We start from the raw sequence: 20,485 nt of genomic DNA, 5'->3' as shown, positions 1-20,485 counted from the left end.
TTTCTTGACGCATTTTCGCGATCGCCTTCCGTAACCGAGATATATTTTCATCCTCTGAAAATAGAGGAATACGGCGATAAGTAACCAAGGTTAGAAAAAATACTCCTCCTGGCACATAAGAACGACGATATTGTGACATAAATAATATTATAAACAAGTGCGATGTGCGATCGCATGATCTTGTAGGGTGGGACCCATTATGTTAATTTAACGATTCCATCAGAAATTATATACATTTGCCCACGCTACTCGCTGATACAGAAGACCGTTTCTTGCTTCTTGGCAGAAGCTATCGAATGCGAATATTACTCATCGTTCATTGTTACAGAGAACAAGAATCAGTAATTAGAATAATTTCGGCTCGAAAAGCCACTAAAAACGAAAGTAAATTTTATCGAGGATAAAACCATGCAAAAAGAATATGACCTTGACAAAATGAAAAGCAGACCCAATCCTTTTGCCCAAACATTAAAACAACAAGTAACTTTACCCTTGGGGATAGAAGTCATAGAATATTTTGAGGCAATGGCACAAGAAAAAGGAGTTAATTGGCAAGAATTAATTAATTTATACCTTGAAGATTGTGTTGCCAGCAAACGCGAACTATCTTTTGATATCTCGTAGTGCGATCGCCTGATATTGTCGGGTGGGCAAGATTACGTTCATTTGACAATTTCATCAAAATTATATCCATTTGCCCACCCTACGCCTACGCCTCTTTACCCAAATCACCAAATCTTTGCCATCACTAAGCTGAAACCGGGTAACTCTGGCTCACCACTAACCTGCTCCGGATTTTCCAAGATTTGAACCTCTTGATTCGGGCGATAGACATAAACAGTGCAATTTTGGCGGTCAATTAACCAGCCTAGAGATACACCATTCTCTATGTATTCCTGCATCTTCGTTTTCAAACTACTTAAAGTATCACTCGCCGAGCGTAACTCAATCACACGCATCAGGACAAATTGGCGCAAAGGATGCTTTTTCCTCCTCAGTCAGAGCATTCCACCGTTCCGTTTTAATCCAAGACGCATCAGGCGTTCGCGAAGCGTCTCCGTAGGAGAATCGCGTTGCACCATTAGGAAGGGTAAATCCTGCACTGGAGTCAAAACCCAAACCTGTACCATCAAGTTCCGCCCAGATACCAAGCTGTACAGCCAGATTAAAGTTGCGGTTTCCGGTATCTGAAAAAGCAGGTGGCATAATCACAACATCTCCAGCCGCAGTACGTTCGATACGTAAGTCTCGATTGGCTTGGCAAAAGGTGTAGAACTCCTCGCGAGTCATTGGCGCGATCGCGGGTAGCGAAATCTTTAAGGGAGTGGTTTCAGTTTGGATGAGTAGAGTTGTGGTCATAACAATATTCTCTTCCGCCAAGACGTTCAGTTAGCATAATGGGTCGAGATGTCCTGTATCAAATGTAATTAAAGTTCATACTTCTTCCGCATCTCTTCCAGACTAATAAGCTGTTCGGCATTTAAACCTTAATATTAAGAACGGCGAAAGCCTTGCCGTAGTGCGAGCCAGAGAGCTCGCTACATCAAGCATCTTGCTCGCTACTAATACCCAATTTAAATGCATGACAGCTTACCTTTTCCTTCCCTCAAACGGCTTCGAGCCTTATCTATTCGCTTAAGGAACTAATGATATCGTATTTCACGGTAACTTGACTCAATCAATTGCTCATAGATATTTGAGTAAGCGATCGCCAATCTTGTCGGGTGGGCAAATGGACATAATTTTTGGTGAAATTGTCAAATGATCATAATGGGTCCCACCCTACCCGCGTCTCTACTACAAGCTTACATTGATCACGTATCACAGTAAATCAGCTACGATCAATAGAATAGTGTTTGTGCGATCGCAGATGCCCTCAACCTCTTAATCAAACCCCCGCTTCTCATGCCCTCCGTGGACACAAAAACCCGTGAACAGATTGTAAAGAGAGTTCTAACCGCCCGTAAAAATAGGGCTGAGTTTTTGCTCCAGATGAAAAAACTCCAGCAGCAAGGTTGGCAAGCAGCACGCCAAGCTGCTGCTACCTTGAAGGAGGAATTTGGCGCAAATCGCGTTGTTTTATTTGGTTCAATGCTTGATCACCAGCACATGACCTGGCATTCTGATATCGACCTTGCCGTTTGGGGACTTGAAACAAACCATTACTTGCGGGCTGGAGCAGTTGCTGAAAGAGGACACCATTTCTCCATTGATCTGATAGATGCTGAATCATCACCCCCCCATATCCAAGCAGCTATTCATCAAGGGATAGAACTGTAACGATGACTATGTTGGTCCAGCGCATTGAGCAGGAATTAGCACCAATTCAAGAAGCAGTCACTCAAACTCAACGACTGATCAACAAACTTCCCCAAACTCAAGACGAGGATATGCAAAACGCACTCATCGATCGCGGCTATTGCACTGAATATGCAAAGCTATTATACGGGAGCAGAGCGTATCTTCTATGAAATCGCTAAAGAGATAGATGGAGATATGCCAACAGGTGCAGATTGGCATAAGCAATTATTGGAACAACTGTCTGTAGAGATCCCGACGGTTCGCCAAGCTGTACTTTCAGAGACAACATTAGTTGACTTGGACGAATTCCGACGCTTTCGCCACGTTGTGAGAAGTAACTACGCTCATAATCTCAATCCTGATCTAGTCATACAATTATCAGAAAAATTAGCGAGTTGTAGCCAGAACTTGAGGCAAGATATTCAGGTTTTTATGAGAGGTATGGGGCTAGGCTGAACTGGTTTGCGATCGCGTCTCTATAACCAGCTTACCCCATCTATGAAATCAGCAATGGGGAGTCTGTCTTAGTCGAAATTTCCCAAGTGACAAAAGAGGGCTAGAGTTACAACATTATAGTTCACCAGGGGAAGCGATCACACTGATTTTCTCTTTCTGATTGACTATAATTGTATAACTCCTCAGCATTATTGAAGCAATTGGCTTGGGATCAGTAAATCATTGGGTAACTGAAGCGGCATCATGGAGTATAAACCCGTACACAAGAAAAATTCATCCTGGACTCCAACCACAGTACAGAAAAAGGGTAAGAGTCCCGGTAAAATGGGACATTTTTCAATTCAAACCAAACCCAACCAGACATCTACCCCACCCCAAGAAATACGGGAATATTCCAGAGCATCAGCCGATAGACTCGCCGCCAATGTAATGCGAGGAATCCAAGCTAAGGAGCAGGAGGAAGCTGAAGGGTCAACAGTACAACGCAAATCTGAATCACCCTGGGCACCAACGTTTGAGCCACCCCCACCCTTACCACAAAGCCCTGCTTCCAAATTAAAAGGTGCTTTTGCCCCAGTATCAGAGAACCCGATTCAACGTCAATGTGCTGATTGTGCCAAAGAAGAGAAGGAACAGGCGGGGGAAGCAGGAAAAAACAAAAACTTAGAGGAAATTGGTATTCAAACCAAGTTGATCATAGGAGCGCCTGGAGATGCTTATGAACAAGAAGCTGACCGAGTAGCGTCTCAGGTAATGTCAATGTCAGCCCCTACGGATAGTTCAGCATCAGTTCAGCGTCAGTTGGACACCAATCACCCCCATCACCCCAAGCAGATATGGCAAAGAGCGCAGTCTATTGAACCTGTGATGCAGAGGCAAATTGATCCGCGTGTGCAAATGCGCCAGATGATACAACGGGCGCATCAAATAGACGGAAATCAAGCTTCTGGGGATGTGAAAAGTCGTTTAAATTTGTCTCAATGTGATAAAAAAAACTCACTCACACAACGTTTATCATGGTCAGAGGTTACTGAAACAGCAGGACAAATTGGAAATACGATTACAGATGCAGCTTCTAGTGTTGGCGAACAAGTTGAAAGAGGAGTTAATTATTTGACAAGTCGTCCAGAACGGCAACGAGCGGAACGAGAACGTCCAGAACGAGAACGTGAAAATCCAGGTGATTTTTGTACTCCCTATTCCTCTAGAGCCGAAGTTTATGCGGCAAAAACTTACCTGTGGACGACACTGATTCCATCGGCAACAGGAATGTTCGGAATGGATGTGGCGGGATTATGGCAACAGTACTTATCGGACGCATCAAGTGGTTACCGGACTTTTACTAAAGGGAGTAATATTGCTAATGCTTTTGCTAAATGTAATGTCATTCGACAACGGACTGAAAATTTGATGGCAATAGCCATAAATCGTACAGACCGATTCAAGACATTGGCGGCTAATAGATGGGTCGATGTACCTGTAAACAGGGTATTCACTCCTGCTGAAATTAACTATGGAATTAACTTTAGTAATCCCTATGATATTCCCGGTCACATTGCAGGTGGTGTTGGTAGTAGTAGCTTGGGAGCTGATACTCGGACATTAAAAGGCTATTTGAGTGTTTATCGAGAAACTGATTATACAGGCAAGACAATAGGATATCAGTTGAAATCAAAATTTGAATTTGAAGTCAAAGATACAGTCGATTTTTGTCCCGGTCAACCAGGTTCAGCTTTGGAACAGAGTTTGACAATTCCAGCTAGCCGACTAGAAGCTTCTGGTGAAGCATTTGACGTGCCTTTTGAAGTTCAATTTGCTGCCCCAGAAATTATTCGGACTATCGGTTTAACATCAAGTGGTGTTTCATCAGATGATAATTCAGACCGACGACATCGAACTGATCGTCAAGACGTAGGACGAGATTCAAGGCGTAGGCGTTAGCTTGATTTGATTAGTTTAACCGTTTTTCAGGCAAAACTATGATGTGTCTATTCTTAATTCTACTGTTAACAATGGGATGTGATGTGCAAAAAGCTGAATCTGACATACAAACAGCACAACCCGAAATTCATCTTATTCCAGAGGGATTTGTCGGTCATGTCAGTTTATACTTTGATACACCAGATGGAGCGCAAAAAAAATGGGAAGGTAATGCTCGTCTGTATGAAATTCCCCGGAGGGGTAAATTTCGCACCAGCTTTTCTCCTAATCTTGGGATTCGTCCACCTAATTCTATGCGGTTTTATTATGTGGATTCTCAGGGAAATCGTACTCTTATTCCCTCCCGAAAAGCTCAAAATCTATCACCAGATACTGTAGTGGTCAGTAATGTTTATGTCATTGATCAAGAACTCCACTACTTCATCGATCATTTAGACCGCATTGATACCTATAAAAATCCTGCGATCAACGAGAGCGAAAGACAATATCAATAAATTGATGGTGTTATTAGGCTAAATACTCAAGTAGCCGAAAAGTCCGGTTCTTCCGTTATCTGAAAAAGCTGGTGGCATAATTACAACATCTCCAGCCGCAGTACGTTCGATACGGAGGTCTCGATTAGCTTGGCAAAAAGCATAGAACTCCTCGCGAGTCATCGGCGCGATCGCGGGTAGCGAAATCCTTAAGGGAGTGGTTTCAGTTTGGATGAGTAGAGTTGTGGTCATAGCAATATTCTCTTCCGCCAAGATGTGCACCTTCCATAATTGGTCGAGATGTCCCGTATCACAAGTCTGTCTTAGTCGGAATTTCCCAAGTGACCAAAGAGGGTTAGAGTTACAACATTATCGTTCAGCCGGGGAAGCGATCGCACTGATTTTCTCTTTCTGATTGACTATAACGGAAAAGAACAACATGATGATGAATTGCTATAGGTACTTTGATGCTTCTAACTGTCCACAACGATTAGTTCAAGCAATGGAGGAAGTCGTCGAACGCGCTCGAAAGCTTGTCGAAGGAGCAGTAACTGTTGCAGTAATAACTGCGTTTATTGCTGCAATTATTGTACTTGGTAAAGCCATTATTGCTGTGGGTGTAGCTGGCACTGTAGCAGCAGGGATTGCAGCAGTGATAGTGGCGATCGAGTTAGCCCTAAAGCAAATTCAACAAGTACACTAAACAATCTCGCGATAATATGCAAGTACCTCCCAACAAAAACCTGAGAGTATATTTCTTTAATGCTTTTGCTGCGCGCCAGAAGCCCCTAAATACTCAAATACTAGTACCAGAACCTCGAGTGCAGTACGAATGTAGCAAACTGGGTCAATTTTTGGCCACAATGACCCCCATAGAACTCACCGCCTACCAGCTTCGCTATCAAGATTTGTAATATCTGGCTACAAGTTATGGTGCGAGCTGTATTGTAGAGTTTGGCAAAAACCTCCTTCTTACCATTAGGAAATTTAGTGTTTGGAAAGTCAAATCTAAATTAGCTCCTTCAGAAGAACTTGACCCCACAAGAGAACTTGAGATACATATAGAGTAGGAATCGATATCGTATTCATGTGTTATTAATCCATTCAGGGATAACTAACAAGAATTTACTATGGGTCAAGGCGGATACTGCGATCGCGTCTCTACTACAAGCTTACATTGATCACGTATCACAGTAAATCAGCTACGATCAATAGAATAGTGTTTGTGCGATCGCAGATGCCCTCAGTACGCACGGCATTAAATACGCGACTATTATACTCGCCTACTTTATCGTCTAAATCTTGACAATCCCGAACCTGTGATAAATAATTATATCCTGATTTGAATTTCTATAGGTTATTATATGCAGCTTGGTCCTGGTTTTTGGGCAACATTCTATTATTATTTTACAGGGATGACCCTGGTTGTGGCTGTCTTAGCCTCGCAAGTGCTAGGTCTAAGTTTAACTCAACCCCTTCCGTATCGTTATGGTATTACGCTCGGTTTTGTCGCTGGATTAGTGGGGGCTTACTTCAATCGCAGCGTGACTTTTTCTCTAGAGTTTAAAAACAAAAAAGTCTTTACTAAAACCCTAAATAAAACCTTATCCGATATGGGGTTTGAACCCAAGTCAGAAATCGATAGTTTTGTCGTGTATCAACGTCCGGCTTTGCGTAACCTTTTTTCAGGTAAAGTGTTTGTGCAAATTGATAGTGGCATAGCGACAATTATTAGCCGTGCCAGTATAATTAGACGATTGCGTCAGAAAATTGAACCTTAGAAAGAAGAATTACTGAAATAAATAAATCTGAGTGGGGTATTAAGTAGGTTGGTGGAAATAAACTCAACCTTATGAAGTTATGTGAACAAGCCTCAAACCCTTACAAATGACGAATGATCAATGACGATCAGCTTGCTTTTGACCTAACGATTGCACTTGGCAAAATCCGCTAAAATCAATAAAGATTGCATCAGCCCTAAACTTAACCCTAACCATGTATGAACTTGAACCAGTATACAAGCGCTTTCCTCAAGTGCCAATAGAGCGACGGTTCTATGCCTTCCTGATTGATTTTGTCGCCGTTTGGCTGGTTAGTTCGATGGCGGGTGGAAATCCTTTTTTGCGAGTGTTAGTGTTTTTGGCACTGTGGTTAGGAATGCGGGTCGTATTGGTATCGAGCAATCAGGGTCAGAGTTTAGGACGCTGGGCATTGGATATGAAAGTGCTGGATGCCAAATACGGCAAACTTCCAGGGCTATTGACACTAAGCAAACGAGAAGGCATTCTGGGTGTCTGTGCGCTCTTAGCCATGTTTGGCTTCAACGTTTTGGCTAATGGCATCTCCATGCTACTCTCCATGCTGCTGTTAATTGCACCATTAGGGGTAGATTGTGGCATCGCTTTATCGGAACCGGAAAAACAGCAAGCGTTTCACGATCGCATTGCCCAAACCCTGGTGATTCCAACCCGTCGTGGGTTCTCTCTGGATCTGCGTCTAAAGCGATGGGTTGCCCAAATCAGGCGTCGTATGCAAAAATAAGAGATTGTGTTTAAATTCACTCACGCCCTCATTTAATTTACTAGACGTAAGACTATGGCAAGTAAGAAAGGTGTTCGACTGGTTATAACCTTAGAATGTACAGAGTGTCGCACGAACGCAGACAAGCGCACAAATGGTGTATCTCGCTACACCACAATGAAAAACCGCCGCAATACCACAGGGCGGCTAGAACTGAAAAAGTTCTGCACTCATTGCAATAAGCATACGGTGCATAAAGAAATTAAATAGCCATGTCACAATGGCAATGCATCCTAAACTGAAATTGATGACCACAAACCCCTAAGAACTGCCCATGACCTACTTTCGCAAACGTCTTTCTCCAATCAAGCCGGGAGAACCCATTGACTACAAGGATGTGGAATTACTCCGCAAATTCATTACCGAACGCGGTAAAATTCTGCCACGTCGGATTACAGGTCTAACGTCTCAACAACAACGGGCATTGACCCGCTCGATTAAACGGGCTCGCCTTTTAGCATTATTGCCTTTCGTCAACAAAGAGGGATGATGCGGCTCAACAGAAGCTCAGGGTGAGGAGTGGTGAGATAATCGATCTCTGACTAAGCGGTGGTGTCAAATGATTAAATCCTTTGATACCCCGTCTAATGATTTTGGTATCATCCCATCACCCGTTAGACTAGGTTTAGAGTGTGATAACTCTGGCGAGGAACACCACATCCAATTTGGATGCAATGCCACTTTATAGGGGCATTACTGGCGATTTATCCCACGCTGAATAGAAAATTGCAGCGTGGGGAACCTATCGCCGGATTAGTGAAAAACTAAAGATAAACGACCGGGATTAGCAAAGCTGGTGGAAAAAGGAACACTTATCGAATTTCGTGTGCAAGGCGATCGTCATCTAGCGATTGTAGACCGTCCAGATGGCAAAACCCGCTGGACAGTTATCGACGAACAGGGTCAATCTCACACGCTTCATCCCCGGCAAGTTACTTACGAAGTCCAGGATGGTACATTTGACGTCTCAGAAATTCCCGACTTTCTCAGCCAAGTCGAACCATATCTAGATCCATCCAGCCTAGAAGTGGCATGGGAATTGCTGGTGGAAGAGGGAAAAGCGGTAACCTGTGCGGAAATGGCACAGCTTTTGTTTTCTGACCAAAGCCCATCCCTATGTTATGCGGCTCACTGCTTGCTATCGGATGACAAACTCTACTTTAAACAAAAAGCCGATAGCTATGAACCGCGTCCAGCTACGAAAGTGGCTGAAATTAAACATCAGCAACTCGCCGCAGAATCGAAGCAGCGAGAGCAAGAAGAATTTTTAACCCGCACCCAGCAGAAACTCAACGGTGAAGCGGTAGAGTGGCAAGAGAGCGATCGCACTCGCTTTGATCTCCTGGAACGGTTTGTCCTTTATCCGGAAAATGCATCTCGTGCAGCCCAAGATATACTCGCTACCTTGGATCGCCCCCAGACTCCCCAAGCGGCATTCGATCTGTTGGTAGACTTAGGGATTTGGAGTCCTACCGAGAATCTGTTTTTGCGGCGATCATCTTACCCTGTTCACTTTCGTCGTGAGGTTATTGACTTGGTTCAACAATACCTGGATTCTCCGCCTCCCGACCCGGATCAAGACCGCTTAGACTTGACTCATTTAAAGGTATATACCGTTGATGATGAGAGTACCTCAGAAATCGACGATGGGTTGAGTTTAGAACAACTCGACGATGGTAGAGAGCGTCTGTGGATTCATATTGCTGATCCAACCCGCTTAGTCAGACCTGACGATGAACTGGATCGAGAAGCCCGACGGCGCAGTACAACACTCTATTTGCCGACGGGGATGATTTCCATGTTTCCTGCTGAACTGGCAACGGGTCCGATGAGTTTGGTGGAGGGTCAAGTTTGCCCAACACTAAGTTTCGGGGTAATCCTCGATGAAGATGGCAGTGTTCAAGAGTACAAGATTCACCCTAGTCTGATTAAACCGACCTATCGCCTCACCTACGAAGATGTAGATGAAATGTTGGAACTGGGGGTGAAGGCAGAACCGGAAATAGCCGCGATCGCGAAATGGGCAAAGCGTCGTCAAGAATGGCGGTCAAGTCAGGGTGCGATTAGCATCCACATGCCAGAGGCGGTGATTAAAGTCCGTGATCAGGATGAAATCATCATTCAGGTTTTAGAGGATTCCCAAGCGCGGCTAATGGTCGCAGAAATGATGATTCTAGCTGGGGAAGTCGCTGGACGTTACGGTCAAAGCCATCAAATTCCTCTCCCCTTTCGTGGACAACCTCAGCCGGAACTGCCCTCTGATGAAGAGCTGCTGGTATTGCCACCTGGTCCAGTGCGCTTCTGTGCCATGCGGCGCTGTATGCCTCGCAGTGAAATGAGTATTACTCCCCTGCGTCATGCGGGTTTGGGTTTGGAAACTTATACCCAAGTCACTTCTCCTATCCGTCGTTATACGGATTTGCTGAATCATTTTCAGCTAAAAGCTCACTTGCGCGGTGATCCCTTACCTTTTTCAGCGGAATACCTGCAAGAAACCATGCAGGGCGTGACTACAGCCGCATCAGAAGCCGCAATGGTGGAACGCCAAACCAATCGCTATTGGGGATTGGAATATTTACGGCGTCACCCGGATCAAGTGTGGCAAGCGCTAATGCTGCGTTGGCTGCGCGAACACGATAACTTGGGCTTGATTCTGTTAGAAGATTTAGGGTTAGAGTTGGTGATGCGGTTTAAGCGATCCGTTAGACTAGGCGATCGCTTAGATGTTCAAGTGACTCATGCCGATCCACGTCAAGATGTGATTCAGTTTCGAGAACTGATGGATCAGGCGGTTGAACCTGCTGCTACCTAGAAGTTAGGGAGTTATCAGTTATCAGTGAGCAGTTATCAGTTATCAGTTATCAGTAGCATCGGGAGATGATGGAGATGGGAAAGTTTCGGTGAAATGTCTGTTGTAGGGGCGGGTTTTACCATTAACGGGAAGCTTTTTACCCAGATATCTTTAAACCCGCCCCTCTAGAGTGCAAGTCATCTTCAACCAAGGACAAATGACAAATGACAAATGACGAATGACCAATGACGACTGGCTAGAAATTGGTAGAATTGTAGCTCCTCAAGGATTAAAAGGAGAACTGCGCGTCTATCCCAATTCAGATTTTCCCGAACGCTTCGAGAAATCGGGACAACGTTGGTTAAAACAATCCGGTGATAGCCAACCGCAACCTGTGGAATTATTAGGAGGGCGTTACGTTCCTGGTAAAGAGATCTATGTCGTAAAACTTGCTGGGGTAGAAAACCGGGAACAAGCCGAAGCCTTAAGGGATGCAACGCTATTGGTTCCAGAGAGCGATCGCCCAGAATTGGGAGAGAATGAATATCATGTCCTAGATGTGCTGGATTTAGAGGTTTTCAACCAGTTAACTGGAGAAGCTGTCGGTATCGTGGTGAATGTGATTCCGGCGGGGAATATGCTTTTAGAAGTCAAACTCCACCAGCAACCTGAACCAACCCCAGCTAAACCGGAAGCGCCACTCCCGAACAGAATTAGTAAGCAACGGAAAGCTAGGAAAAAACCATCCAAGCCAGTAACGGTTTTGATTCCTTTTGTTGATGAAATTGTCCCAGTAGTAGACCTTGAAAATGGTCGGATTGAGATTACACCGCCTCAGGGTTTGCTATGATTTTTTTTACTGAAATATTTCTTTGAATCGCAGTAGACACATCGATAAAGTCAGCCTAGAACTAAAGTTCTCCTCTTAAAGCTTAAACCCGTTAAAACGGGTTCCTATCGGTTCGGCAGACCTTCTCGCCTACCAGATGACCCATGTTCAAGTTCCAGGACAGCCAGGAATCGGAATACCCAAGCCAGGTAATTCTAGCACACCTTCAGACCGAGGATTGCCATACACTACCCATAAGATTAAACCTACATTCCGCAGATCCTGACTGAGAGCATTAGGAAGGAATAAAAAATTCACTCCGACAAAATTAATAGGTCTAACAATTATTGTGTTTCTGTTGCTTTTTTGTTTATTTTTTATCCCAGGAAATGTCCACTGTTTTTTAAATTCTTTTAATCTTTCGACAAATACACTTTTATTATCGACAATCCCAATCCATTCAAAATCATCGCTTTCATGACTTGTCCGGGACTAAGAGTTTCTTTCTTTTTTATCCCTACTATTTTATTCACTTCTTCCACCAATCCCATCTCATCTATTATTCCCGCCACTATTCCTAATGCCATCCGGGGGCAAGGGTTTGGGCGACGATATAAGTTCCGGCTTCTAGGTCAGAGAACGTATAATTGCCGTCTTCATCGGTTAGGGTTGAACGTTCTCCGATATCGAATTTACCATTTTGATTGTCATCCAGGTAAACTGTCCCACCTGCGATTCCCGGTTCAAACGTATCCTGGAATCCATTACCATTCAGGTCATGCCAAAGCTTGCCGTTGATTTGAGAGGTCATTGGTATTGATGCTGGGTTTTTTAAACAAATATAACAATCTCTCGCGTTTTGCATAAAATTGGTGGGTTGATCGAGAGTAATAAGTAGAACTGAATTTTGCGAGTTGATACCTTCAGGTACTTTCTGAGTCATAACTTTTCAGTTCTTCATAACTATCAAGGTGTAATTCAACCATGATGACTGCTCACAAAATCCGTCGAACGCTTCTCACTCTAACCAGTTTTGCTACGTTAGGGTTTGCTGTATCCCTACCCGCCCAAGCCATAGAATTTCGGTCGATTGACGGGTCACACAACAACCTGGATAATCCGACTTGGGGTGAAACCGAAATTGAACTGATTCGCCTCCTCGAACCCGATTACAGTGACGGAATTTCCGCGCCTGCGGGGATGAATCGCCCCAACCCTCGCGCTATTAGTAACGCGATCGCATCTCAATCCGAATCACTCCCCAATCCCTTCCACGCCAGCGATTGGCTATGGCAATGGGGACAATTTGTGGATCATGACATCGACTTGACTGATCCGCCTGCGGGTGCAGAACCGTTACCCATCATCGTTCCAGAGAATGATTTAATCTTTACCCCTGGCTCAGAGATTCCCTTTAACAGAAATGTCGCCGCACCAGGAACGGGTACAGATAGTAATAATCCCCGCCAACAAGTTAACGCGATTACAGCGTATATTGATGGGTCAAGTGTCTATGGATCAGACTTAGAACGAGCGAATTTTTTACGATCTGGAGAAGGCGGAAAACTCAAAACCAGTACCGGGAATCTGTTACCCTTCAATACCGCAAATTTGGAGAATGCCAATCCCTTTGGTGTTGATGCTGACGATCTATTTATCGCCGGGGATGTGCGGTCAAATGAACAGATTGGCTTAACAGCCGTTCACACGCTTTTTGTCCGGGAACACAATCGGTTAGCCGATGAAATTGCCGCCGATCCCAACACTGCCGAAAAAGCCGCTGATGCGGGACTTTCTGTAGATGACTATATCTATCAAACCACCCGCCGGATTGTCGGTGCCCAAATTCAGGCAATTACCTACAATGAGTTTTTGCCTTTACTCTTGGGTGAAGGGGCGATTGATCCCTATAGTGGCTACGATGATACCGTAAACCCCAGTATCAGCAACGAATTCTCGACCGCCGCCTACCGAGTGGGTCATACGATGCTATCCTCAGAACTGCAACGGATCAACAATGATGGCACATCGGCAGGGAGTATTTCATTGAGAGACAGCTTTTTCAATCCCCAAGAAATTACCGATAACGGGATTGATTCGTTACTCTTAGGATTAGCCTCTCAAAAATCGCAAACTATTGATGCATTCATCGTCGATGATGTCCGCAATTTCCTCTTCCCCGCCGGAAACGGAGGACTGGATTTAGCCGCCGTGAATATTCAACGGGGACGAGATCACGGACTTCCCAGTTATAATGAAGCGCGTCGGGGGTTAGGGTTAGGCGGATACACGAGTTTCGATCAAATTACATCCGACGCCGAAATTGCCCAACGCTTCCGAGATATTTACGGCACAACCGATGGTCAAGATAACATTGATTTAGTCGATTTGTGGATCGGGGGAATTGCTGAAGACGCCTATAACGGCGGAATGGTTGGCGAATTGTTCAATGTGATTATCTCAGACCAATTCCAGCGTTTACAGGATGGTGATCGCTTCTTTTATCTAACCGATCAGGATCTCCTGAATTTAGTCCCGGATATTGGCGATACGAGGCTTTCGGATATTATTGTCCGCAATACGGATATTACGACAATTCAGGATAATGCCTTTATTGTCGCCAAAGATGTGCCAGAACCTTCGGCACTATTCGGATTGTTTTTAATTGGGGTGTTTGGCGGTAGTTTGGGGCAATTACGTCAGCGCCAATCCACCAACCAAGGACATTCCCAATCAATATAGCGATTCATCCGGTAGGGGCGCAAAGCTTGCGCCCTTATCCAAGTATCGCATCAGACCAGAAATTGCTGTAACAGGCGTCAACTCAACCTACGACCTATCTATCCAGTAATCCGAATTATTGCCAGTCAATTGTAGGGGCGGGTTTAGGGACTCAATTCTGCTATTCCCCAATCAATGAACAACAAAACCCGCCCGGGTCGCTTATGTTACAGTTTTTCAGTGCTGCTAACATCTTAAGATGAAAACATTAACCAATAAAACCTTTATTAAGCTGTCACGCATTTAAATTGGGAATGGGTAGCGAGCAAGATGCTCGCACTACTGTTCCCTGTCGGTTCTGGCGGTTCGGGAGCAAAAAGATAAGTGTCGGACTTAAGCACACAGGTCATTTAGGGTAGGGGCACGATATTATCGTGCCCCTACAGGTGGCTTGAAGAGTTTCCCAACACCCGACACCCGACACCCTACCCCCTATTTACTTTTGAGCTATCTTACCCGCCCCTTGAGCTTATCGAGTCTATCATTGGCATCTTTTGACCGAGAAGCCTGTCAAAACCTGATCGAACAGGCGGTGAAGCCATCAAATCACAGCGTCAGGCGAGTAAGTAGTGGACTGACACAGCTAAAATTGTGGGATAGGTTGGGTTCGTAGTAGGGGAACCTGAGCCCTCTCCGGCTAGGCGTTATAGCACTAAAGTGCTTACTACAAGCCGACTCCCCCAGCTTCCCCTCAGTAATTACCTTCTCTGGCGCGATTTCGTTCGGTTCGACAATCCCGATCGATATTATCAACCTCTTCTTGCGCTTTACACTGCTCGTAGACAATTTGACCCGTTGAATAATTGGGAAGTTGTTGTCGTTTTTCCAATGCTTTTTTAAAGTATTCTAGTGCAGTTTCTGGCTTATCTTGATGCACTAAAATTTGGGCTTTCAGGTATAAAACTTCTGGATTATCCGGCGTCATTGCCAAAGCGCGTTCGACATAATCCATCGCCTGATTATATTTTTTCAAATCTCGGTAGGCTACAGCTATCCCCCGATATGTCAGATACTTGGGATAACCATGAGTTTCTAACTTTTCAATCGCATCAGCCGGGTCAGCAAAGGGGACATTAACCGCTAACATCAAATCCATGTGACCGATGAGTAAGTTTAACTCTGGATCTTCACCATCAATATCTTTGGCGGCGTCTAAATATTGAAAGACTTTCTGTAATTTACTCAGCGCTCTAACCGGACCTTCTTTCTCAAAGTTATAGGTTCCTTCTAAAAAGTGACCGACAGCCGTGTAAAGATTACCGCGTAGTGGATCAGACGCAATCAGTTGTTCAGCCGTAGTTTTGGTTTTTGTAGCGTAAATATTCAGGGTTTCTAACTCTCGCTCAGTGTACGCGATCGCGGCTAGCATGGCATAGACTAACGGATCAGTTCCCTCACTGGCTTCCGCTTGCTGGAGGTAGTCCTTGGCGGCTTGATAATCCCCCTGTTGGAAAATCGATTCAAATGCCGCTTCTGTCTTATCGCCAATATTGCGGGGATTACTGGGACGAAAGGGATCGCCAGCTAAACTCGGAGTCACCCAAAAACTGACAACCATAATCGCTGCACCAGCTAAGGCGTTTACAGTTCGTCGCGGGGTTGGCAACCAATGATTCATGTCTTAACTACAACTAATGTCTGTTAACGTTCGACGTTGGCGGGAATTGGAGGTTCCAGTCCGCAATCCTAAGACAATCGATGTCAGAATGAAGAAGATCCGATCATCTTTTTGCTCAACGGATTTGGATGCTTTATCTCAAAAATATAACCTATCACCCCCCCGCTACCCACACCGCTATCTTAAAAGGTTTGACTCTAACCCTAGCACCGCAACAACTCGGACTGATCATCGGTCGCAGTGGGTCGGGTAAAACGACCTTATTGGAGATTCTGGCAGGTTTAGCCCAAGCCACATCGGGTGATATATTCTGGGGTGAACAAGGATTAACTCCTGATCACTTACAACAACTCGCCGGATTGGTGTTTCAGTTTCCTGAACGCCATTTTTGTGGCAGTACGGTGCTAGAGGAATTGCGAATGGGACACCCAGAATTGGGTTCAGAACGGGTTCAGGAAGCTTTAAGCGAAGTCGGACTGGGTGAGATTTCGCTATATACGTCTCCTCATGCGCTCAGTGGTGGTCAACAACGCCGTTTAGCCTTAGCGGTTCAGTTAATTCGCCAACCGACGGTATTGATGTTAGACGAACCCACTGCGGGACTAGATTGGTCAATGCGCCGCCAGTTAGCAAGTTTGCTCTTAAAACTCAAGTCCCATTGGACATTACTGGTGGTGACTCATGATGCAGGGGAGTTGTTGCAAATTGCTGACTCCTGTTGGACAATCCAACAGGGTGAACTGAACTCGGTTGACCCGGCGAGTCTGGGACAAAAGGCGGCGGTTACGAGTCATTAGTCATTCGTCTTTTGTCATTAGTCATTCGTCCTTCGTGGACATGATATTAATGAACGATCAACAATTGCTTCCGGAAATGGTTGAGGTTTGGCAAGAAACCTTAGACTGGCAACCTACCGAGAGTCAACACCAGCAGTTTCAACGTCTGTATGCTGGAATTTTGGCAGGGAATCGCCAGTTGAATCTAACCCGCATCACCCAACCGGAGGATTTTTGGGAGAAGCATTTATGGGATTCGTTGCGAGGTGTGGCTTCCCTGTTGTCAGGGGAGGAGAAACCGCTCAATATTATTGATATTGGTACGGGTGCAGGATTTCCCGGATTGCCTGTGGCGATCGCGCTTCCTTCAAGTTCGGTGACGTTACTCGATTCGACGCGCAAGAAAGTTACCTTTCTCGATACCCTGATTCCCCAGTTAGCCATCCCTAATACTACAACTGTACTGGGTCGGGCGGAAAAAGTTGGACAACACCGTCAGCATCACCAACGGTATGACATCGCCCTGGTTCGGGCTGTGGGTTCGGCATCCGCTTGTGCGGACTATGCGTTACCCTTCCTGAAGCCTGGAGGGTTAGGGATTTTATATCGAGGACATTGGAGTGACGATCAAACCGATGAGTTGAAGGGGAAGGTTGAATCATTAGGGGGCGCGATCGCATCGGTTGAATCCTTTACCACGCCGCTATCTCAGAGTATCCGCCACTGTTTGTACTTACGGGTCATCCCTGATCCGGCTTGAATCCCCTAGTCGTGAGTCCTAAATCACTCACATCTGGTAAAAAACCCCAATCTTTCTGATATACTAGCTTGCCTGCGGCAACTCGTGTTAGGTTAACAATAGTGTAAATATTCTGTAATAATTAGAGTTACGAGCCAAAGCATTAGCTTCAAACCTGATATGACGACCCGGAGTTCACAAAGGGGTCGTAGCTAAACCGTGTAAATGGTCAAAAGAGTTTGATTTTACTACATCAGTCTGTGCTGTTGAGGTTGGTCAGGATCAGTGGAAAATTATCTGGACGTAAAAATCGTTCATTCCTTTCCTCTATCCTGTTTCAATCCAATTGCTGGTGTATGCTCATGGATTTAAATTTCAATCACATCTGGAGGTATCCTTCATGTCCGTTCGTCTTTACGTTGGCAACCTGCCAAAAGAACCCGTTGATCGCGATGAACTGCAAGCAATTTTTGCCGAAGCTAGTCCATCGGTTTCCACCAAAGTGATTAAAGATCGCAAAACGGGGAAATGTCGCGGATTTGGTTTTGTCACCGTTCCCAATGATGAGTTGGCTGAGCAAATTATTGAGAAATTCAACGGTCACGTCTTTAAAGACAGCGCCTTGAAAATCGAAAAAGCCCAGCCCAAGTCAAAAAGTTCCAATGAGGAGGAATCTCGCCCAGCTGGGGGTGGTGGTGGTGCCTCTGGACGTCGAGGGGGTGGCAAAAAAGCCAAACGGAATACTCCGGCACCCGATGCGGGTTCAGTTCAACCTGACCCCCGGTGGGCAGATGATTTGGCAAAACTCAAGGAACTTTTATCGGCACAACCGAATAATTCCTAGAGTTGGTTTAACTCAAAAGCTCAATCAACTGAACTCGTCTAGCGACAAAAGCGGCGTTAGACAACCCGCGCTAACCGTAGGACACGGTAAACGCAGTGTTTTCTGCTGCCAATTTGCCGTGTCCGTCTTTGTTGCCAACTTTCAGGCAATGGTGATCGCTAAAGACCGACCGACAATGATACCCTTACTTCTGGGGTGACACCCTGAAATCTGGGCATCGTTAACCCAACGATGACATAAGCCCCATCCCCAGTAATTCATAACCAAGAAGGACATTTTAGTATGAGTGCAGAAACTGACCCGGTTAAGGTGATGAAGCAAGAAGTCGGTAAAGCAGCGGCTGAACGGGTGCAATCCGGGACAATTGTTGGCTTAGGTACAGGCTCAACTACGGCGTATGCGATTCAGTATATCGGCGATCGCATCAAAAAAGGTGATCTGAAAGATATCAAGGGAATTCCCACTTCATTTCAGGCAGAAGTGTTAGCGAAAGAGCATGGTATTCCCTTAACTAGCTTAGATGCGGTGGATCATATTGATGTTGCCATTGATGGCGCTGATGAAGTTGATCCGCAAAAGAATTTGATTAAAGGCGGTGGTGCCGCCCATACTCGTGAGAAGGTTGTGGATTCTCTCGCCGCTCAATTTATTGTGGTGGTTGATAGTGGTAAGCTAGTTGATCGACTGGGTTCTACGTTTAAACTACCTGTAGAAGTTATTCCTATGGCGTATGCCCCAGTGATGCGGGCGCTTGAGAAATTGGGAGGCAAACCCGAATTACGGATGGGGGTCAAGAAAGCGGGACCCGTGGTAACCGATCAGGGCAATATGGTTATTGATGTTACCTTTGATTCTATGGATAACCCAGGTGAATTAGAAAAGACGATTAATAATATTCCTGGTGTTTTAGAGAATGGTTTATTTGTCGGTGTGGCTAATGTGGTGCTAGTCGGTGAAGTGAAAGATGGTAAACCGCTAGTACGCGAGATGTAATCGGTTATCCATCTAATTTTATTGTAGGGTGGGTAAGACTATAAACATTGAAATGCTGATGTTATAGTTCGTTGCTCTTGCCCACCAAGCGAGGAACTGTAATTTAGTAGTATGGTTAAGTTGGGTTTATAACGCTCTATCTGCCCGAGTCGGATTCGTGTTATCTACAACAAACCGCTGTTGAGCATCGAGACATGCTTGAACCAGAATCGCTTCCCGATGCCGAGTTTTGAGCATATCCAAGTTAATCCGGATATGAGTATTATAAAAGCGATCGCGGCAAAATGATGATTTCCCTGACGCCTGAATTCCGATTAAGATAACCGCTTCCATAGTGGTTTTGCTTTATTGCTGCGACAACTCCATAACCCTTAAATTGAAGGGTACTGAAATTTTGGCTGGTGGGCATTGCCCACCCTACTGGCTACGATATATCAGGGATTTCGGTGATATAAAATTATTGAGCGTACCATTGTCTTTAAATTAGGATGAGAGTGACGGCGGTGATTTTTTACGGTGTTGGTGATAGTATCGGTAAACCTCAAGGTTTAACAAACAAGCCATCAGCCAGGTTAATCCTGCCGCTTGTCCAGCGACGATATCTGTGGGCCAATGAATACCCAGATAAAGCCGACTGAAGCCAATTAAAGCAATCAAGGTAATAAGTAGGCTAACAATCCACCACCGCCAACGGCGAAAGTGGCGGGCTAGCAAATAGGCAATAAAACCGTAGATAACCAGTGATAACATGGCATGACCACTAGGGAAACTGGAGGTATTGGGTTCACTCCTAGTCATTTCCCAGAGTTGAGGGCGCTGACGGTCAAATAACTGTTTAATTAACAGGTTTAATCCGGTTCCGCCAATAGCCGTAATCGCTAAAGCGGTAAAATAAACGCGCTGTTGTCGCGCCCAAAATATTGCCCCTAAAATTAGACAAATTAGAGTAACAACCACGGTTCCACCGATAATCGAAGCACCCCGCATCACCCAATCTAGCAGCGGCGAATGGAGTCGTTCTACCAGCAACATGAGCGTTTTGTCAATTGCCTGGGTTTGATCCTCTAACACCTCATCTGCAATTTCTAGAAAAACCCAAAGCCCCACTATTGTCAAGATTACCCCGGCAATTGGGATAATAGCAAGCTTCCAGAATAGAGGCTTATTAGCTTGCGATCGCCAAATCTGGATGATAGATGCAATGATTTGGCTTAATTTTTCCTTGAACACCGTTCATTTCCTATCTTATAAAGAAGTTATATTAACCATTCAATTAGAGTATCACCAATAACTGCTCAATCAAACCTGCCTTTCCTAAAGGAAATAATAATGTAGGGGCGGGCGCGAGCCATTTAATTAGGAT

General features: G+C 45.0%; 22 protein-coding genes and 5 pseudogenes. 19 read left to right on the top strand and 8 right to left on the bottom strand.

Annotated elements, in window-relative coordinates; translation table 11 throughout:
- Window positions 1–251 precede the first annotated feature (251 nt).
- Window positions 252–404: pseudogene (locus tag RIB93_RS31065) on the top strand (BrnT family toxin); the annotation flags it as partial.
- A 4-nt stretch (window positions 405–408) separates the two neighbouring features.
- The gene (locus RIB93_RS31060) at window positions 409–624 is read left to right on the top strand and encodes an antitoxin (protein WP_446378919.1); all 216 of its coding nucleotides are present in this window, start codon (window positions 409–411) and stop codon (window positions 622–624) included.
- Between the two features lie 104 nt (window positions 625–728).
- On the opposite strand, the pseudogene RIB93_RS31055 reads toward RIB93_RS31060, so the two are convergent.
- Window positions 729–1,359, bottom strand: a pseudogene (locus tag RIB93_RS31055) (Uma2 family endonuclease).
- A gap of 633 nt (window positions 1,360–1,992) precedes the next feature.
- Between RIB93_RS31055 and RIB93_RS31050 the strand changes: the two are divergent.
- The 5 genes from RIB93_RS31050 to RIB93_RS31030 all read left to right on the top strand — a co-directional run bounded on the left by RIB93_RS31050 (window position 1,993) and on the right by RIB93_RS31030 (window position 5,192).
- A complete protein-coding gene (locus RIB93_RS31050) occupies window positions 1,993–2,280 on the top strand; it encodes a nucleotidyltransferase family protein (protein WP_446378917.1) in 288 nt (95 codons plus the stop codon).
- Window positions 2,281–2,282: 2 nt separating this feature from the next.
- On the top strand, window positions 2,283–2,471 hold the full coding sequence (locus RIB93_RS31045) for a hypothetical protein (protein WP_446378916.1): 189 nt from the start codon (window positions 2,283–2,285) through the stop codon (window positions 2,469–2,471).
- Complete coding sequence (locus tag RIB93_RS31040; RefSeq protein ID WP_446378914.1) at window positions 2,431–2,757, top strand: ribonuclease toxin HepT-like protein; 327 nt, start codon at window positions 2,431–2,433, stop codon at window positions 2,755–2,757. The genes RIB93_RS31045 and RIB93_RS31040 overlap by 41 nt, the downstream gene beginning before the upstream one ends.
- A 243-nt stretch (window positions 2,758–3,000) precedes the next feature.
- Window positions 3,001–4,698 carry a hypothetical protein gene (locus RIB93_RS31035; protein ID WP_446378912.1) on the top strand — a complete coding sequence of 566 codons (1,698 nt, stop codon included), beginning with the start codon at window positions 3,001–3,003 and terminating at the stop codon, window positions 4,696–4,698.
- Window positions 4,699–4,736: 38 nt separating this feature from the next.
- The gene (locus tag RIB93_RS31030) at window positions 4,737–5,192 is read left to right on the top strand and encodes a DUF6843 domain-containing protein (protein WP_446378910.1); all 456 of its coding nucleotides are present in this window, start codon (window positions 4,737–4,739) and stop codon (window positions 5,190–5,192) included.
- A gap of 51 nt (window positions 5,193–5,243) precedes the next feature.
- Here the strand turns inward: RIB93_RS31030 and RIB93_RS31025 are convergent.
- Window positions 5,244–5,423, bottom strand: a pseudogene (locus RIB93_RS31025) (Uma2 family endonuclease); the annotation flags it as partial.
- Between the two features lie 193 nt (window positions 5,424–5,616).
- Here RIB93_RS31025 and RIB93_RS31020 point away from each other — a divergent pair.
- From RIB93_RS31020 to rimM, 7 genes are all read left to right on the top strand, one after another.
- On the top strand, window positions 5,617–5,874 hold the full coding sequence (locus tag RIB93_RS31020) for a hypothetical protein (RefSeq protein WP_446378908.1): 258 nt from the start codon (window positions 5,617–5,619) through the stop codon (window positions 5,872–5,874).
- Window positions 5,875–6,535: 661 nt separating this feature from the next.
- Window positions 6,536–6,952: a hypothetical protein gene (locus RIB93_RS31015; RefSeq protein ID WP_446378906.1), complete on the top strand. Its 417-nt coding sequence runs from the start codon at window positions 6,536–6,538 to the stop codon at window positions 6,950–6,952.
- A gap of 214 nt (window positions 6,953–7,166) precedes the next feature.
- On the top strand, window positions 7,167–7,712 hold the full coding sequence (locus RIB93_RS31010) for an RDD family protein (RefSeq protein ID WP_446378904.1): 546 nt from the start codon (window positions 7,167–7,169) through the stop codon (window positions 7,710–7,712).
- Window positions 7,713–7,766: 54 nt separating this feature from the next.
- Window positions 7,767–7,961, top strand: a complete 195-nt coding sequence (gene rpmG / locus RIB93_RS31005; protein WP_446378902.1) for a 50S ribosomal protein L33 — start codon at window positions 7,767–7,769, stop codon at window positions 7,959–7,961.
- Between the two features lie 64 nt (window positions 7,962–8,025).
- Complete coding sequence (gene rpsR, locus RIB93_RS31000) at window positions 8,026–8,241, top strand: 30S ribosomal protein S18 (RefSeq protein ID WP_006106620.1); 216 nt, start codon at window positions 8,026–8,028, stop codon at window positions 8,239–8,241.
- A gap of 306 nt (window positions 8,242–8,547) precedes the next feature.
- Entirely contained in the window at window positions 8,548–10,563 is a 2,016-nt protein-coding gene (locus RIB93_RS30995; RefSeq protein WP_446378900.1) for a ribonuclease catalytic domain-containing protein, read from the top strand.
- A 217-nt stretch (window positions 10,564–10,780) separates the two neighbouring features.
- Window positions 10,781–11,392: a ribosome maturation factor RimM gene (gene rimM / locus RIB93_RS30990; protein ID WP_446378898.1), complete on the top strand. Its 612-nt coding sequence runs from the start codon at window positions 10,781–10,783 to the stop codon at window positions 11,390–11,392.
- 147 nt (window positions 11,393–11,539) lie between these two features.
- Here rimM and RIB93_RS30985 read toward each other — a convergent pair whose 3' ends face one another.
- The 3 genes and pseudogenes from RIB93_RS30985 to RIB93_RS30975 form a co-directional block, all read right to left on the bottom strand.
- Complete coding sequence (locus tag RIB93_RS30985) at window positions 11,540–11,689, bottom strand: hypothetical protein (RefSeq protein WP_446378896.1); 150 nt, start codon at window positions 11,687–11,689, stop codon at window positions 11,540–11,542.
- 107 nt (window positions 11,690–11,796) lie between these two features.
- Window positions 11,797–11,958 (bottom strand): annotated as a pseudogene (locus RIB93_RS30980) (DUF4277 domain-containing protein); the annotation flags it as partial.
- Window positions 11,949–12,182, bottom strand: a complete 234-nt coding sequence (locus tag RIB93_RS30975) for an SdrD B-like domain-containing protein (protein WP_446378894.1) — start codon at window positions 12,180–12,182, stop codon at window positions 11,949–11,951. The pseudogene RIB93_RS30980 and the gene RIB93_RS30975, both read right to left, overlap by 10 nt.
- Before the next feature lie 173 nt (window positions 12,183–12,355).
- On the opposite strand from RIB93_RS30975, the gene RIB93_RS30970 reads away from it, so the two are divergent.
- On the top strand, window positions 12,356–14,113 hold the full coding sequence (locus RIB93_RS30970) for a peroxidase family protein (RefSeq protein ID WP_446378892.1): 1,758 nt from the start codon (window positions 12,356–12,358) through the stop codon (window positions 14,111–14,113).
- 730 nt (window positions 14,114–14,843) lie between these two features.
- Here RIB93_RS30970 and RIB93_RS30965 read toward each other — a convergent pair.
- Window positions 14,844–15,770 carry a Sll0314/Alr1548 family TPR repeat-containing protein gene (locus RIB93_RS30965; RefSeq protein WP_446378890.1) on the bottom strand — a complete coding sequence of 309 codons (927 nt, stop codon included), beginning with the start codon at window positions 15,768–15,770 and terminating at the stop codon, window positions 14,844–14,846.
- Window positions 15,771–15,898: 128 nt separating this feature from the next.
- Between RIB93_RS30965 and RIB93_RS30960 the strand changes: the two genes are divergently transcribed.
- The 4 genes from RIB93_RS30960 (at window position 15,899) to rpiA (ending at window position 19,122) form a co-directional block, all read left to right on the top strand.
- On the top strand, window positions 15,899–16,567 hold the full coding sequence (locus RIB93_RS30960) for an ABC transporter ATP-binding protein (RefSeq protein ID WP_446378888.1): 669 nt from the start codon (window positions 15,899–15,901) through the stop codon (window positions 16,565–16,567).
- A 49-nt stretch (window positions 16,568–16,616) separates the two neighbouring features.
- Window positions 16,617–17,306, top strand: coding sequence for a 16S rRNA (guanine(527)-N(7))-methyltransferase RsmG (rsmG, locus tag RIB93_RS30955; protein ID WP_446378886.1), 690 nt, complete (start codon window positions 16,617–16,619; stop codon window positions 17,304–17,306).
- A 379-nt stretch (window positions 17,307–17,685) separates the two neighbouring features.
- A complete protein-coding gene (locus tag RIB93_RS30950) occupies window positions 17,686–18,129 on the top strand; it encodes an RNA recognition motif domain-containing protein (RefSeq protein ID WP_446378884.1) in 444 nt (147 codons plus the stop codon).
- Between the two features lie 282 nt (window positions 18,130–18,411).
- Complete coding sequence (rpiA, locus tag RIB93_RS30945; protein WP_446378882.1) at window positions 18,412–19,122, top strand: ribose-5-phosphate isomerase RpiA; 711 nt, start codon at window positions 18,412–18,414, stop codon at window positions 19,120–19,122.
- A 135-nt stretch (window positions 19,123–19,257) separates the two neighbouring features.
- Here rpiA and RIB93_RS30940 read toward each other — a convergent pair.
- Together RIB93_RS30940 and RIB93_RS30935 are read right to left on the bottom strand one after the other, a co-directional pair.
- Window positions 19,258–19,455, bottom strand: a pseudogene (locus RIB93_RS30940) (ATP-binding protein); the annotation flags it as partial.
- 150 nt (window positions 19,456–19,605) lie between these two features.
- Window positions 19,606–20,352: a phosphatase PAP2 family protein gene (locus RIB93_RS30935; RefSeq protein ID WP_446378880.1), complete on the bottom strand. Its 747-nt coding sequence runs from the start codon at window positions 20,350–20,352 to the stop codon at window positions 19,606–19,608.
- Window positions 20,353–20,485 lie beyond the last annotated feature (133 nt).

The organism is Coleofasciculus sp. D1-CHI-01 (genome assembly GCF_040218875.1).
Lineage (GTDB): Bacteria > Cyanobacteriota > Cyanobacteriia > Cyanobacteriales > Coleofasciculaceae > Coleofasciculus.
The sequence above is the reverse complement of the archived record's forward strand: the minus strand, read 5'-3'. Positions and strand labels throughout refer to the sequence as shown.